At 57.1% G+C, this 14609-nt stretch carries 13 protein-coding genes and 1 other RNA gene; 5 read left to right on the top strand and 9 right to left on the bottom strand.

What is annotated here, in order from left to right; all coding sequences use genetic code 11:
* Positions 1-55 precede the first annotated feature (55 nt).
* The 4 genes from STH12_RS16370 to STH12_RS16355 all read right to left on the bottom strand — a co-directional run bounded on the left by STH12_RS16370 (position 56) and on the right by STH12_RS16355 (position 3482).
* A complete protein-coding gene (locus STH12_RS16370; RefSeq protein WP_126168536.1) occupies positions 56-622 on the bottom strand; it encodes a BON domain-containing protein in 567 nt (188 codons plus the stop codon).
* Positions 619-1212 (bottom strand): phosphoheptose isomerase, encoded by a 594-nt coding sequence (locus STH12_RS16365; protein ID WP_126168535.1) that lies wholly within the window; start codon positions 1210-1212, stop codon positions 619-621. Before STH12_RS16365 ends, STH12_RS16370 begins: the two co-directional genes overlap by 4 nt.
* A gap of 114 nt (positions 1213-1326) precedes the next feature.
* Entirely contained in the window at positions 1327-1653 is a 327-nt protein-coding gene (locus tag STH12_RS16360) for a YraN family protein (protein WP_126168534.1), read from the bottom strand.
* The gene (locus STH12_RS16355; RefSeq protein ID WP_126168533.1) at positions 1650-3482 is read right to left on the bottom strand and encodes a penicillin-binding protein activator; all 1833 of its coding nucleotides are present in this window, start codon (positions 3480-3482) and stop codon (positions 1650-1652) included. The genes STH12_RS16360 and STH12_RS16355 overlap by 4 nt, the downstream gene beginning before the upstream one ends.
* An 88-nt stretch (positions 3483-3570) precedes the next feature.
* Here STH12_RS16355 and rsmI point away from each other — a divergent pair, with 88 nt between their 5' ends.
* Positions 3571-4416, top strand: a complete 846-nt coding sequence (rsmI, locus tag STH12_RS16350; protein ID WP_126168532.1) for a 16S rRNA (cytidine(1402)-2'-O)-methyltransferase — start codon at positions 3571-3573, stop codon at positions 4414-4416.
* Between the two features lie 65 nt (positions 4417-4481).
* Positions 4482-4839: RNase P RNA component class A (gene rnpB / locus STH12_RS16345), an RNA gene on the top strand.
* A 50-nt stretch (positions 4840-4889) separates the two neighbouring features.
* On the opposite strand, the gene STH12_RS16340 is transcribed toward rnpB, so the two are convergent.
* The 4 genes from STH12_RS16340 to STH12_RS16325 form a co-directional block, all read right to left on the bottom strand.
* Positions 4890-6383, bottom strand: coding sequence for an EAL domain-containing protein (locus STH12_RS16340; RefSeq protein ID WP_164551231.1), 1494 nt, complete (start codon positions 6381-6383; stop codon positions 4890-4892).
* A gap of 119 nt (positions 6384-6502) precedes the next feature.
* Positions 6503-7342: a substrate-binding periplasmic protein gene (locus tag STH12_RS16335; protein ID WP_164551230.1), complete on the bottom strand. Its 840-nt coding sequence runs from the start codon at positions 7340-7342 to the stop codon at positions 6503-6505.
* A 75-nt stretch (positions 7343-7417) separates the two neighbouring features.
* Positions 7418-9064 (bottom strand): BamA/TamA family outer membrane protein, encoded by a 1647-nt coding sequence (locus tag STH12_RS16330; protein ID WP_126168529.1) that lies wholly within the window; start codon positions 9062-9064, stop codon positions 7418-7420.
* 142 nt (positions 9065-9206) lie between these two features.
* Positions 9207-10427: a threonine/serine exporter family protein gene (locus tag STH12_RS16325; RefSeq protein ID WP_126168528.1), complete on the bottom strand. Its 1221-nt coding sequence runs from the start codon at positions 10425-10427 to the stop codon at positions 9207-9209.
* Positions 10428-10561: 134 nt separating this feature from the next.
* On the opposite strand from STH12_RS16325, the gene STH12_RS16320 reads away from it, so the two are divergent.
* On the top strand, positions 10562-10966 hold the full coding sequence (locus STH12_RS16320; RefSeq protein WP_126168527.1) for an MAPEG family protein: 405 nt from the start codon (positions 10562-10564) through the stop codon (positions 10964-10966).
* 145 nt (positions 10967-11111) lie between these two features.
* Positions 11112-13484 carry a YgiQ family radical SAM protein gene (locus tag STH12_RS16315; protein WP_126168526.1) on the top strand — a complete coding sequence of 791 codons (2373 nt, stop codon included), beginning with the start codon at positions 11112-11114 and terminating at the stop codon, positions 13482-13484.
* Positions 13485-13580: 96 nt separating this feature from the next.
* Here the strand turns inward: STH12_RS16315 and STH12_RS16310 are convergent, their stop codons facing one another.
* Entirely contained in the window at positions 13581-14072 is a 492-nt protein-coding gene (locus STH12_RS16310) for a DUF2938 domain-containing protein (RefSeq protein WP_126168525.1), read from the bottom strand.
* A 75-nt stretch (positions 14073-14147) separates the two neighbouring features.
* Here STH12_RS16310 and STH12_RS16305 point away from each other — a divergent pair, with 75 nt between their 5' ends.
* On the top strand, positions 14148-14585 hold the full coding sequence (locus STH12_RS16305; RefSeq protein WP_126168524.1) for a helix-turn-helix domain-containing protein: 438 nt from the start codon (positions 14148-14150) through the stop codon (positions 14583-14585).
* The last annotated feature ends 24 nt before the right edge of the window (positions 14586-14609 follow it).

Raw genomic sequence — 14609 nt, 5'->3', positions numbered from 1 at the left:
CAGCAGAACATCCCGGCCGTTTTAGGTTACAACCTCTACGCGGGTTTATTCGGTGTTACTCGACGTACTCAAAAACCTTAATGACCTTACGCACACCGGCGGTGTTACGGGCAACATCCACCGCCAGGTCGGCCTGCGAGCGGGGGATCAGCCCCAGCAGGAAGACTTCGCCGTTTTCGGTCACCACTTTCACCCGGGTAATATCCAGCGTCTTTTCATTCAGCATTCGTCCCTTCACCTTGGTGGTGATCCAGGTGTCGTTGCTGCGGGTGGTAAAAGACGTGGGGTTGCCAATGCGGATCTGATTGTGGATTTTGCCGCCAAGCTTCAGATCCTGCACGATTTTCACCGCTTTATCTCTCAGAGTCGAGTTGGGAGCCTGACCTATCATCAGCACGCTGGTATTGACGACCACGGCGGTGATATTGGTTTTGGCTTTCAACTCTTCGTCTTTCATCAAGGCGCTGGCAATCACAAAGTCGGCGTTGGTGTCATCCAGCTGCGTTGATATGGAGCGTTCGTCATTGGCCATCACGGCGCCACCGACGGCGCCCACCATCACGGCGCCGGCACAACCGGTGAGTGTGATACAGGCGAGAGCGGTCAGCAGCAGTCGGGTCATGCCTGTTCGTCCTGTGGGAACAGTGTGCGGTCGATATTGTCGCACAGGCAGTGGATCACCAAAAGGTGCACTTCCTGAATGCGGGCAGTGACGTTGGATGGCACGCGGATTTCCACGTCGCTGGCACCCAAAAGGCCCGCCATGGCGCCGCCGTCTTTGCCGGTCAGGGCCACAATGGTCATGTCGCGGCTCAGGGCTGCTTCCATGGCTTTAATCACGTTGGATGAGTTACCACTGGTGGAGATGGCCAGCAGTATGTCACCGGGCTGACCCAGTGCCAGAATTTGCTTCGAGAACACTTCGTCGTAGCTGTAATCGTTGGCAATGGCGGTCAGGGTAGAGCTGTCCGTGGTCAGCGCAATCGCAGGCAGCGGTGGACGTTCTACTTCATAGCGGTTAAGCAGTTCGGCCGAGAAATGTTGGGCATCACCGGCGCTGCCGCCGTTACCACAGGCGAGGATCTTGTTACCGCCCAGCAGGCAGCCAACCATCATTTCAGCCGCCTTGGCAATGGAGTCTGGCAGGGCTTCTGCGGCATCGATCTTGGTCTGGATCGACTCGGTAAAGCTGTCTTTGATACGTTCTAACATGGCGGATCCTTACAAAATAAACTGGCGCTATCATGCCATAAAGCAGCGCGGGAGTAGAGAGCAAGGGGGTAAATTGTTGTTCATAACACCCAAATCTTACCAAGTAGCTGAATGCTAAAAGGCATCTTTGAGCCAGGTCAGCTGATCGCCGGTAATGGCAACCACATCAAAACGGCAGGGAGCATCAATGCGATGGCATTGCAAAAAGTGGTTGGCGGCGCGTCTCAGACGGCCTTGCTGGGCATGGGATAGGGCATCAAGCGCATCGCCGAACCCTTTCGGCGTGCGGAATTTTACCTCCACGAACACCCAGGTTCGACCATCACGCATCACCAGATCCAGCTCACCGAAGGGATAACGCACATTGCGCGCTTCAAGCTTAAGCCCCTGTTTAAGCAGGTGCTTTACTGCCATTTCCTCGGCAAGCTGGCCTGTGTTCACAGCGGCCTCAGCACGCCTCGCTGGATTTTGCCCCAGGAGAGCTGACGTTTGATAACGCCTTCATGGGTGACCGACAACACGCCGCCACGACCCTGGAACTGATAACCGGGGAAGGCGCGCATCTGTGCCAGCTTATCCACCAGATCCAATGCATCCCAGCCCATAATAAACAGGCGCTTCTGGCCGTTATTCCAGCTTGGCCACAGGGCGTTGACGTCGCGGGCCTCGTCGGAGATTTGCATCAGCCAAGGGATGTCACTCACCATCACATTGTTGAATTCCTGCGGCACCTGATGGCTGTTGTCCTGTGGCCGCGCACGGCTCGAGGTATACATGGGCACAGGATCGGCAAACACCGAGAAGCTCACATCAATAAATGGCTTAAGCAGCTGAATTTCTTTAGGACTGGCAATCATGTAGATGGCGTCTATGTCCTCGCGGGAGCGAAACTCGGCTTCGAGTTTACGTCCCATGATTTCCTTCATGCGGGCAATGCGCGCCTGGCTGTCGAGCACGCCCAGGGCGCGCTGCACAGTGAGCTTCATTTCATTGCCCTGCTCGAAATAATGCACTTCGGCCGGGTCCTGGGTTTGCTTTTGCCAGGTTTGGTTAAAGGCCTCGGCCATACGGCGACCGGTGGCATCGGCACTGGCCAGCAGTAAAGGTTTTTCCACGCCATCGCGGTACAGGCGCTCGGCGGCGTCACTGGCTTCTTCTGAAGGAGACAGCGAGAAGAAGAACTTGTCGATATCGGCGCTGAACTGACCCAGCTGGTTCAGATACAGGCGCGGCACCAGCTGCTGCTCGGGGGTCTTGGCCATGGCCTCAATGGCTTCGATAGCCGCAGGCAGCAAAGGGCCGATGATAAAGTTGGCACCTTCGGCCAGCGCTTGCTGGTAAGCTGCCACCGGATTGGCGGCGCTGTCGTAAAAATTCACGGTGCGGTGCTGATCATCCGCCGCCAGATAGCCAGCCAGAATACCCTGCTTGATGGCGTAACCTGCCGCGGCGGCGTTTCCGGACAAGGGCAGCAGCACAGCCACATTGCCGGTGTTGTATGGCTTGGCATTGAGGGCGCGATCCAAATCGGTTGGCAGTCTGGCAGCAGCGGGGTGGAAGGGGTTTTCCCGTTGCCAGTCGCCCAGGTAGCGCACCAGTGTCTGAGGGTCTATCGCATAATGTTTGGCGATAAAGGCAAGCTGCAGCCAGCCTTTGTAAAGCGGTGAGCGGGCATCCTGCATAAAGGCTTCGATGGTTTCTTCATGCATCGGTGCCAGGGTTTTCCAGAGCCGGTCGTTAACTTCGGCCGCCTCGGCGGGGCTTAAATACTTGCCCAGCTCCGCCAGTTCTCGCACCTCTTCCATAGGCTGCTTTTGCGCCCGGAACAGCTGCGAGCGCAGCTGGTGATAGGAAACCCACTGCCAGTCGGGCAGTTTCCAGTGGCTGGGGTAAGTCAGCGCTTTCAGGGCGGCTGCCAACTCGCCGTTTTGCTCCAGGGCACGGGCGGTGAGATACTTGAATTCCGCCTGAATTTCCGTGTCCTGCGCCAAACCGGCCTTAATGGAGCCAAGTAACTGGGCGGCACCCTGCGGGTTGCCCTCGTTCAGCATCGCATGGGCGGCCAGCAACTGGTAGCGGCTGCGGGACTGGTTATCCCGCGTCGACTCGGCCAGTGCCAGGTACTGAGTGGATGAAAGTTCGGCCTTGACCAAAGAAACGGATCCCTGAGGTTGGCTTACATCTGTCCTTGGTGTGCTGCCGCAACCTGCCAATAAAGACAGGAACAGGGCAACACCTGCGAGTTTCAATTGATTCCGGCTTTTCAACACTTGGCTTCACTCTGGTAAAATGCTGCGTTAAGTTTAACCTTCTCCGGCCCGGGGTTAAAGCCTTGGCCATCATACTCCAGAGGTAATTATGTCCCTGCCCCCAGCGCTTTATATCGTTCCGACCCCCATAGGTAACCTGGGGGACATGAGCCCGAGGGCCGTTGAAATCCTCCAGTCGGTGAGTTTGATTGCCTGCGAAGACACCCGTCACTCCGGGAAATTATTCAGCCATTTTGGCATCAACACCCGCACCACCTCGGTGCATGACCATAACGAGCGCGCCCGTGCCCAATGGATTATTGAGAAGTTGGCTGCGGGTGAAGCTGTGGCGCTGGTGAGCGATGCCGGTACGCCGCTGATTTCAGACCCTGGTTATCATCTGGTGTCCCAGGTGCGTGAAGCAGGCTTTAAGGTGGTGCCACTGCCGGGCCCCTGCGCAGCCATCACGGCGCTGAGTGCCTCGGGGCTGCCGTCGGACCGTTTCTCGTTCGAAGGCTTCCTGCCCGCCAAAGATAAGGGCCGCACCGATAAACTCACTGCGCTGCGGGAAGATCCGCGCACCCTGATTTTTTACGAGTCTCCCCACCGTATTTTGCAAACGCTCGAATCTCTGGTGGCGGTCTTCGGTGCCGACAGACCCATGGTGATGGCCCGCGAACTCAGCAAAACCTTCGAAACCTTTATCAGCGGTACCACCGCTGAGGTGCTCGCGGCGGTTCAGGCCGACAGCAATCAACAGAAGGGTGAAATGGTGCTGATGTGCCACGGTTTTGTGGCCGAAGAAGACGAAGAAGCCATTCCCGCCAAGGCGATGGAAACCTTAGGCCTGTTGGCGGCCGAGCTGCCACTGAAAAAGGCCGCGGCCATTGCGGCGCAAATCCACGACCTGAAGAAAAACGCCCTCTATAAGGCGGGTCTGGCAGCAGGGCTGTAAGCCGGGTTTGACCTTTATTGGCGAAAGCCCTTGGTCGGCTCAGGTCATTGGGCTATAATCCGCGCCGAGCCGACTGGGCAGTCGCTGCGTTCGAAAGAACGGGGAGGAAAGTCCGGGCTCCATAGAGCAGGGTGCCAGATAACGTCTGGGCGGCGTAAGCCGACGACAAGTGCAACAGAGAACAGACCGCCTGCCTTCGGGCCGGTAAGGGTGAAACGGTGCGGTAAGAGCGCACCGCGCGGCTGGCAACAGTTCGTGGCAAGGTAAACTCCACCCGGAGCAAGATCAAATAGGGTTCCTTATGGCGTGGCTCGCGTTGGAACCGGGTAGATTGCTTGAGCCTGCGAGCGATTGCAGGCCTAGAGGAATGGCTGCCACTCCTTTCGGGGAGAACAGAACCCGGCTTACAGGTCGGCTCACCAATTTGCCAAAAAGGCCGCCTCAGGGCGGCCTTTTTGCTGTCTGTCATTTGCTCAGGCGGGCTGAATGTCTGCTGCGGTTGCCGTTTGCTGCGGATTTTCAAGCTGCAGCTGGTGCGCACTCAGCCAGGGTAACAGCTCGGTTATCGGCATAGGGCGCGCAAACAAAAAGCCCTGCAAAAAATGCACGCCCGCGGTGCTCAGGTACTCGGCCTGCGCCTGGGTTTCCACCCCTTCGGCCACAATCAGGTATTCCAGCTTGTGCGACAAGGCAATGATGCTGTCGAGCACATGGGTGCTCATATCGTCGCGGCCAATGGTGTCTACAAAGCACTTGTCGATTTTCAGATAATCCAGCGGCAGGGTTTGCAGCAGTGCCAGCGATGTTTGGCCGGTGCCGAAATCGTCGATGGCAATCAACACGCCCTGGCGGCGAAAGCCTTCGATCTGCCCGGCAATGTCCGGGGCTATCAGGGTGCGCTCGGTGATCTCCAGCAGGGTTTGTACCCCAGCGGTCGATAAGCTGCGTTGCAGTTCGGCGAAGTTGCTGCCACCGCCCAGGGCTAGCTGGGCCGCCGACAGATTGAAGCCAAGTTTGAACCCCTCGGGAAAGTGCAGATCGGCAAAATCTGCCATGGCCAGGCTGAACACCCGCTCGGTGAGCGCTGGCATCAAGCCGTGCTCTTCGGCGAGGGGGATGAAAATGTCCGGCCTGACGGCACCCAGCTCAGGGTGGCGCCAGCGCAGCAGCGCTTCGGTACCAGCCACCTGACCACAGGTCTTCAATACCGGCTGATAGGCCAGATAAAACTCACCTGCCGTCAGTCCGCGCTGTATGTCGTCCACCATGGAGCCGCGGCGTAAACGGTATTTACGCCACCACTGCCAACCGCCAAAGGCCAGCAATAAACACACAGGCAGCATCAGGACCAGATAATGCCAGAAGTTGTTTTTGGCGTATTCGGGATTGGACTCCAGCAGCAGTCGTATTCCGGCGTAGGCCGAGTGATACACTTCCAGCCCGGGTGTGAGGCTTGTCAGCTGGTTATCGAACAGACGAATGCGGGCTATGGGCAGCTCAAGCGGGGTTTGAAAACCGTCCAGCATCAGCTGGGCATCCAGCACCGACACCACGGTGAAGTCACGTCCGGCGTCCCTGGCAACCACCACAATCGCCGGACTGTCGGGCAAGGCCGGGGTGCCGGGCACGGCAAACACGGCACCGTCGCTCAGATCCCACAGCGGCAGAATGCTTTCTTTAGGCTCGGCTATCTGGCCAAACTTGGACGAGCAATAAAAGGTGTCGCCCTTGAGCAGCAGACTGCCACGAAAATATTCCCTGAAGGCGGCCAGCTGCGCCAGCCTGCGACACTCATCTTCGTCGCTGCTGCTTAACATGCGTTGGTTGATATCCTGCGCCACATGGATGAGACCGGTCAGGCGTTTGTTGGCAAATTCCGCCAACACCCGAACGTCTTGCTTTGCTTCCTGCACAGCAAACCAGGCACTGAGCCCAAAGGCCATCAGCGCGCAGCTGAGAAACCACAATGTCGGTGCCCGCCATTGGGTTGCACGGTTTGTTGTCTGCATAAGGTAAAACGTCTAAAAAATGCACTGAGGGCGGGCATTATAGCCAGTGACAGCAACCGGGCCGGTTACCTTTTGTATCAGAAGGGCATGTTCCAGCTGGGATCGGGTGGAAAAGAGACGGAAGTTGGCGACATCTGCCACTGGCTCAGGATGGTATCAAAGGCGCCCTGGGCCATGAGTTTGACAATCAGGCGGTTAAAGCGGGCCACCCGTTCCCGCTGACCGGGCTTGGGCTCAAAGGCCAGACAATACTGAACCCCAGACACCGCCGGCAGGAAGTTCAGCGGCCCGATACCCTCTTTGGCGGCATACCAGGCGCCCACGTCCCGATTAACGAAATACGCATGAAAACGCCCCTTTTGCAGCATCCGCAGCGGCAGTTCATTTCCCTGAGGGAACTCTACAATCTGAAATCCCTGGCCGTGCTGTGTTTTTAGACCTTGGTTCAGTTTGACCAGTTCAAAGTGAGTATTGGAGGGGACAAACACCCCTACCTTGTGCTCAGCGAGTGCCGTAAGAGCCTGGGGAGCGAAGGGTGGGCGGCTGTAGAAGCCGTATTCGGTTTCCAATAACGGCAGCGAAAACAACATGTGTTGCGCCCGCTCCTCGTTCCAGCCCAGAAACAGCGCGTCGACTTCACCACTGGCCAGCAGCTGTTTGGCGCGGGGGGTAGGCACCAGCCGCAGTTCACAGCCCTCCGGCAGGGCATTGCACACCACCCGGGTGAGCTCAATCAGCGCGCCTGTGGGCTGGCCGTTGTCGTTGTAACTGAAGGGAGCAAATTCATGGAAGCCGATACGCAGCGGCGCGCTGAGCACGGCGCTGGGCAGTAGGGCGGCAGTCAGCAAGGCGAGCAGCACCAGCGACATCCACAGCCGGGATCTTGGCAGCAGCTTTGGGCTTGGCACTCGCAACATGGGCAGCATCCAATTGGGTTAGCCTGGCGTTCCTGCTGTTAAGTGTAGTTCAGCGCCAGGGCTAGCCCGAGGGGATCAGAAGCGGTTTTTCACCAGGAAGCGCCACTCCCAGCTGTCGACGTGCTCGCCGCTTTGGAACGGCATGGTCAAATCGATGTGGGCGACGTTGCCGTAGCTGGAGCGGGACGAGTAAATCCGGGCGCCGATGCCGATGGCACCAATGGGGCCGGATACTTCGTTCAGTTCGGCCTCGGGGCCGCCGAAGGCATTACCCACGTCGATAAAGGCTGCCCAACCCAATTCGGCCAGTTGATACAGGTTGATGTTGGGGTAGTTGCGGATTTCGGCACTCAGCAGCCACTGATGGTCACCATGCTGATAGTCGTTGGGATAGCCCCTAAGCCCGGTTTCATCCCCCAGCGCCAGGGTGGTGTCCACGTAGGTGTTGTTGGAGGTGCCCAGCACGGCTTTGCCGTAGGCGGTCCACTTGGGATTGATTTGATAGAAGTATTCGGCAACACCTTGCAGTTGGTAGTTGTCCTTCTGGCTGGTGTTGAAGGTACCGCGCCCTTTCAGCGACAACAGCAGCAAGCTGTCTTCCGTGCCAAAACCGCGGGAGGACTGAATGCCCACATGGTAGCCGGGCATGTCGCCGCGGGTGTCGTTGGTCTCCAGCCCCAGGGTGAAATAGTGCTGCCAGCCGAGGTTAAAGTCTTCGTTGTAATTAATCAGATGCACATTACGCAGCACCCGATAATCGTCCTGAATGTACTGCCAGCCCACCCAGGGATAGAGGAAGTCGCGGTCCTGCGGCAGGTCGGCATCTGGGTACACATCGGTTTTCTCGAAGCTGTGCTTATCTTCGGTAATGCCCACAATCCAGCGGCTCAGGTGGCCATTGTCTTTGCTGGCCAGCCAGCCGTATCTGAGGTTGATGTAATCGACGCTGTGCTCAAACTCGTTCACTTCAATGCCGTTTTGGCGCAGGGTGTCGATGCGGGTGTCGTTGAGCGCCTCGGCGGAGTACATCAGTTTGCCATCGAGGGTGTAGAAGGGGCGCTCAAAATACACATGTGCCGCCTGGCCGTCGCTGTTGTCGTAAAAATCGGCCGCCAGGGTGCCGTGGGGCACTATGGTCAGCGGCATATCAAAGGCGACCTTATAGCCGGTTCTATCTTGATTTGCCTGATATTTCAGCCTGGTACGAATGCCCGTGCCCAGCAGGTTGTCTTCTTTGATACCGAAGGAGTACTTGGTGTCGCCGCCGCTGCGCCCCAGGCTGACCGTGGGCAGCAGTGACCAGTTATCCCAGGTTTCCACCACCACATCTTTGTGACCATTGGCCTCGTCGGCGTCCGGATCCTGCTCGGCAAACTTGATGGTGGCGTCGCGAAGATAGGGTTCGGCCCGCAGCAGTCGCTGGGCTTCATCCAGATCTTTTTGGGTCACGGCATCGGCCTCTTTAAAGCTCAGCAGGCTTTTTACCGTGGATTCGCGGGTGTTGATGTGCAGGAAGTTGGCCCAGCGATGGATAAAAAAGGCGTCTGGATCGGATTCATCGAAAATGGGATGGCTGATAACGACTATGTTGCCCACATTGCTGGGGTTGACTGCGGGGGCTGCGGTTTCGGCTTCCGGCGCTGTCTCGGCCACCGCGCCACAGGCAAGGGGCAGAGCCAACATCAAAGCGCCGTTGAGTCGGAGTTTTGTTGCCATTGCCATCCCCTTTGCAGCCGTAGGTCTCTACATTTCATTAACACCGTAAGCCGGGGGATAGTCAAGGCTGCTTTGAAAAAAACTTAAATTGTTACTTAAGCTTAAGTGAAATAAGGGGCTGGTACTTTCGACTGCCAGCCCCTTAAAATCAGAGGGTTCTGCGCGGCGGAACGGCCACGTTGGCGAAGATCAATCCGGCAATCAGCGACATGAAAATCAGGAATATCTGTGAACCGATATGGGCCTGATTAAGCATGGTTTCGCCCGAGATAAGTACGTTCAGACCTATGTAGGTTTTGCTGCCTGGAACCAGAATAACTATGCCTTGCAGCAGGGCAATCGAGGCCGGCGCCTTCATCCAGCGGGCAAACAGGTTTGAGTAGATACCCACGGCGAAGGCGCCGATAAAGATACCTATACTGTCACCCAGGTAGATACCTCCGGCCATGGCCGAGAAGAAGGCGACAATACCGGCCAGTACCCCCCAGGGCGCATCTTTCATGCGTGCCTTGAAGATAATCACCAGCGCCATCGACAGTATCGGTACCGCAGACCACACCGCCAGCTTGGGCACGGGCTGGGGCTCAACATAAATCGCCTCACCAAACAGTGCCTTACCTACCACCATGCCCAGAATGGCACCGAAATAGAGTTTAAACAGCAGCATCACCGCATCCATGATGCGCATGGTGCCGGACATCAGATCCCGCGCGGCAAGCTCTGCCAGCCCCAGGGTGAGGGCAAGGCCGGGAATAAAGATGATGATGCCCGAAAGGATAACCACCGGAATATTGATACCCGGATCGAACTGGCTGATGCCGGTGGCGGCAAGGGCGCAAACAATGGCGGAAAGTGGTTCGAGCATTTCGGCCATCCGCTTGGAGCGCTCGGCGCGATGCACCAGACCATACACAATCAGCCCCAGCATGCCTGACCAGAACACATCGTTCCAGCCGCTGCCCATCAGCATCGCAAAGGCGGCGGCCGATGAGCCAAACGCCAGCAGGGTCAGCAGCGGGCCGTAGGGATTGGGTTTGTTGATGATTTCTTCGAGGCGGTCCATGGCTTCCTGCAGCGTGCGTTTGCCGCTGATAAGCTCATCCACCAGTTCGTCGGTGCGGGCCAGTGAGCCCAAATCCAGGTCGCCTGGCTTTACCCGGGCAACGTGGTTGTATTCCTGATCGGCGTCGTGCTGCAGCACAAAGGTCATCGAGGTGGGCGAAATCAGGAAGTAGCCCTCAATGCCCAGCATGCGGGAAACGTTCTGCAGGTGGCCTTCCAGCCGATATGCCGGAGTACCAAACTTATGCAGTGCCTTACCTAACTTAATAATAAAGCGACGTTTTTCAATAAATTCTGCGTTGTCCACGCGCGGTTCACTCGCCTTGTCAATGTGCCAGCCTGTACCCCATGCTCAGGCGCGCGAATAATACCCTAAGTTGCAGCCAAAGGGTTAACGGGATTTAATGGCGATGCAAACAATATTGCCACCTGGAGAATTTTATGCCGCTTTCGGTAACAGCCTTGTATGTCAGTCTTTCGGCCCTGTTGATGTTGGTTTACGCCTGGGGAGTCGTACGTATTCGCAAACGGGAAAAAATCGGCCTGGGCTCTGCAGACAACAAGGCGCTGGAAATCGCCATGCGGGTTCACGGCAATTTTCTTGAATATGCCCCCATGTTCCTGCTGCTGTTGGCCTGCGCCGAAATGAATGGCCTGAGTGCTCTGTATCTGCACGTAATGGGCGCGGCCTGGCTGGTGGCCCGGGTGCTGCATGGCATTGGACTCAGTCACGGGCGCGGCGGTTACCATCCGGGACGCTTTTACGGCACCCTGATCACCTGGCTGCTGATCTGCGCCGCTGCGGTAATTAATCTGGGCCTTTGGGTGCTCGGCGCGCCCCAATAATGCCCCCAACAACAGTTGACAAAAAAACTCGGGTTTTGGTGGTTTTTTGGTCACACTTAAGGGCGGAGTCCTGTTATACTCCGCGCCCTTGAAATGCATCGCCAGCGGGCGGTGTCTGTTGTGATTAGCATCGTCGGGTTTTGTCATGCGCGTTGAAGCCAGCCTTTTCAACTATCCAAAGTATTGGGCCGAGTGTTACGGCACCGCTCCTTTTTTGCCTATGTCCCGTGCCGAAATGGACAAACTGGGCTGGGACAGCTGTGACATCATCATTGTGACCGGCGATGCCTATGTGGATCACCCAAGCTTCGGCATGGCGGTGATTGGCCGCATGCTGGAAGCGCAGGGCTATCGGGTCGGCATTATTTCCCAGCCCGACTGGTCCAGCAAAGACGACTTTATGAAGCTTGGCCGCCCCAATCTGTTTTTTGGGGTAACCGCGGGCAACATGGATTCGATGATCAACCGTTACACGGCTGACCGCAAACTGCGCCACGACGACGCCTACACCCCCGGCAATATCGGCGGCAAACGCCCCGACCGGGCCGTGACCGTGTATACCCAGCGCTGCAAAGAAGCCTTTAAAGAGGTGCCTGTGGTGATTGGCGGTATCGAGGCCAGCCTGCGCCGCATCGCCCACTACGATTATTGGTCCGATAAAGTGCGCCGCAGCGTGATTTTCGACGCCAAGGCCGACGTCCTGGTGTACGGCAACGCCGAGCGGCCCTTGGTGGAAATCGCCCATCGTCTGGCCCGCGGCGAAAGTGCCAGCGAACTTACTGATGTGCGCGGCACCGCGGTTATCAGCAAAACCCCTATGCCTGGCTGGCGCGGCATGGATTCGCGCAAAATCGACCAGCTGCATAAAATCGACCCTATCCCCAACCCTTATGGCGCCGATGATGTGGGCTGTCAGAACCTGTCTGGCCCCAGCGATACCAAGGTGTTTAACGACGAAACCGCGCCCGATGGCGTGACCGTGGCCAAGCCCATCAGCATTCAGCCACCCAAGCCTCGCCCATGGGAGCAAACCTATGTGCTGCTGCCGGCTTTCGAGCGGGTGAGCGAAGACAGATACCTGTACGCCCACGCCTCGCGTATTTTGCACCAGGAGCAAAACCCCGGTTGTGCCCGCGCGCTGTTCCAACCCCATGGCGATCGTGGTGTGTGGGTCAATCCACCGGCATGGCCATTGTCCACCGAAGAGATGGATGCGGTGTTTGACCTGCCTTACAAGCGGGTGCCACACCCTGTGTACGGCAAGGAAAAAATTCCTGCCTACGACATGATTAAGACCTCGATCAACATCATGCGTGGCTGCTTTGGTGGCTGTTCCTTCTGCTCTATTACGGAGCACGAAGGCCGGATCATCCAGAGTCGTTCAAAAGAATCTATTGTCCGCGAAATCAAAGATATTCAGGCCAAGGTGCCGGGCTTTACCGGGGTGATTTCCGACCTCGGCGGCCCCACCGCCAACATGTATCGTTTGGGCTGTAAGAGCGAAAAGGCCGAAAAGACCTGTCGTCGTCTATCGTGTGTATTCCCCAGCATCTGCGGCCATCTGGACACAGATCATCAGCACACCATCGATTTGTACCGCGCCGCCCGTGATGTGCCCGGCATTAAGAAGGTGCTGATTGCCTCAGGCGTACGTTACGATCTGGCCATTGAAGATCCACGCTATGTGAAAGAACTGGCCAAGTACCATGTGGGTGGTTACCTGAAGATTGCCCCTGAGCATACCGAAGAAGGGCCGCTGTCGAAGATGATGAAGCCCGGCATGGGCACCTACGACAAGTTCAAAGAGCTGTTTGACAAGTTCTCCAAAGAGGCGGGCAAGGAGCAGTTTCTTATTCCTTACTTCATCTCGGCCCATCCGGGCACCACAGATGAAGACATGGTGAACCTGGCGCTGTGGCTTAAGGAGCACAAGTTCAAGCTGGATCAGGTGCAGAACTTCTATCCATCGCCGATGGCCAATGCCACCACCATCTACCATACCGAGCTGAACTCGCTGAAAAACATCAAACACAGCAGTGAAGAAGTACCGGTACCGAAAAAGGGCCGTCAGCGTCGCCTGCACAAGGCACTGCTGCGTTATCACGACAGCGCTGGCTGGCCGCTTATCCGCGAAGCTCTGATTGCCATGGGCAAAGAGCACCTGATTGGCACAGGCACCCAGCATCTGGTGCCGCCGGAAGGCCGCGCCGAACAGTGGGCCGCCAAGGGTCAAAACGGAAAAGCCCGCAACGACAAGGCTGGTAAGGGGCAAAAAGCCTTTACCCGCTTCAGTGGCAACCAGTTTGACGACCGCAAAGGCCCGGCCGAAAAAGCCTCAGGCGCCACTAAAGCCAAGCCTCAGGGTAAAGGCGGTGCAGGCCCGGCTCCTGCTAAAAGTGGCCCGAATAAAAGTAGCCCGAATAAAGGCAAAGGCAGCAATCCACGCCCCGGCGCCAAACCTATATTCGGCAAGCCAAAGCCTGCCGGACAAGGGCAAAGCCGCAGGCCGAGCAAATAAGCTTGAATCATAAAAATGAAGCTTGAGTCATAAAAAACGCCGCACAATGCGGCGTTTTTGTTTTCAGCGACCCGCCAATCAACTCGATATTTGCCGTTAAAGCAGCGCAAGCGGCTTGATGATAAGAGCACTGAGGTACAGGCCTAAACCAAACACGGCGTGGGTGAGCAGGCTGTGCACGCGGGCATGCCATGGCTTGGGCGCCCGTGAGGCCGCAATGCCCATACCCATCGCCGGTTGCAGTAACAAAAACGGCGCTGCCACTGTAACAAGCCCGAGGGCGATTGCCGGGGCTAAGGTGGGCTCAGTAAACCAGGTGGCACCGGCAAATGGCAGCAGCAGTCCGGCAAAAGCGATGCCGATGGCGTAATGGGCGAGCCAGCCTGCCAGGGCCTCGCCCTGCTGCGGTGCGGCTGCCGTTATCGGACTATGAGTAAAGCGCCCTTTGGGCATCCACAGCAGCCAGCGGCCAACCATGGCATAGTTCAGCGAAGGCACCCCAAACAGCCTGAGTCTGAGCATTGCCCAGAGATCCATTATCAGGGTTGCCCCCACGCCAATTATCAGTATTTGCAGCAAAAGTAGCATTCTTGTGTTCCGTCCTTGTGGTTAAGCAGGTTGCAGGGTACAACTTCAAGTCAACTTGAGGTCAAGGAGGATGTGATGGACATTTCACAGGTAGCGAAACAGTCGGGCGTTGCGGCTTCAAGGCTCAGATATTATGAGGAAAAAGGCCTTATCCGCTCCATCGGCCGCGATGGTCTGAAACGGGTGTTTCCGCCCGGAATTTTGGAGCGACTGGCCCTGATTGCGTTGGGGCAGTCGGCGGGGTTTTCGCTGGATGAGATTGCCGGCATGCTCGGCCGCGATGGCAATCCGCAAATAGACAAAGCCAAGCTGGTGGAAAAGGCCGATGAGCTGGATGATCGGATCAAGCAGCTTCGCGCCATGCGCGATGGCCTGAGGCACGCCGCTCAGTGCAGTGCTCCGAGTTACCTCGAATGCCCGAACTTCCAGCGTCTGATGCAGCATGCCGCGAAAGCTGACAAAAAGCAGCGTCACTCGGGTTCGGCCTCCAGGCACAAAACTCCTACGCGCTAAACTCCTGGGGCCTGCTTTAAAGCG

Origin of the sequence: Shewanella khirikhana (assembly GCF_003957745.1) — a bacterium.
In the GTDB taxonomy this organism is placed as follows: domain Bacteria; phylum Pseudomonadota; class Gammaproteobacteria; order Enterobacterales; family Shewanellaceae; genus Shewanella; species Shewanella khirikhana.
The sequence above is the reverse complement of the archived record's forward strand: the minus strand, read 5'-3'. Positions and strand labels throughout refer to the sequence as shown.